At 62.7% G+C, this 667-nt stretch carries 1 protein-coding gene; it reads left to right on the top strand.

Annotated features, from left to right (window positions below; translation table 11 throughout):
* Positions 1 to 667, top strand: a 667-nt coding sequence (locus WFQ67_RS30190; protein ID WP_442969644.1) for a phospholipase D-like domain-containing protein, incomplete at both ends; no start/stop codon positions are given.

Genomic DNA, 667 nt, shown 5'->3' with positions numbered 1-667 from the left:
TCTGCTGCGCGCCCTGGTACGTGCTCGATACCGAGTACCGGCCCTGGCCGGCCAGCTATAGGCCGCTGATCAATGGCCAGGAGGCTTTTGGTGCAGTGCACAAGGCCATCGCCGAAGCCCAGCGCTCGGTCGACATCATCTGCTGGGGGTTCCAGCCCTCGATGCACTTCATCCGCGATGGCAGTGATGATCGCTGCATCGGTGAACTGCTCAAAGAAAAGGCTCGGCAGGGTGTACAGGTGCGCATCCTGGGGTGGGAGATGCCACTCAATGCGGCCGGGATGGCCGGAGAGGCCAACCTGCCCGGCAAGGGCGGCATCGCCGATCGGGCAGGGCAGACCACCAGCGACGAGCAATACGCCTACGACCGCCAATGGTTCAAGCAGTACGCGGTCGACGATGACAAGGCCGCCGGGTTGGTGGATGCCCATGTCCCGCTGTTCGTCAGCCGTGGTTTCAGCTTGTCCGAACGTGCGGAAATTGCTTACCAGCTCAAGCTCAATCGCCTTGACCCTGATCTGTCCAGGCGCTCCATCTTCGCCATGCGCAGCTCGGCGACCCACCACCAGAAATCCGTACTGGTCGACTTCGAGCTGCCGGAGCGGGCCATCGGCTTCGTCATGGGCCACAACATGCTCGACGAGTACTGGGACACCGACCACCACTC

The sequence above is a fragment of the Pseudomonas sp. USHLN015 genome, from assembly GCF_037153275.1.
Classification (GTDB): domain Bacteria; phylum Pseudomonadota; class Gammaproteobacteria; order Pseudomonadales; family Pseudomonadaceae; genus Metapseudomonas; species Metapseudomonas tohonis.
Note: the sequence above shows the minus strand (reverse complement) of the source record. Positions and strands in the feature narration are given on the sequence as shown.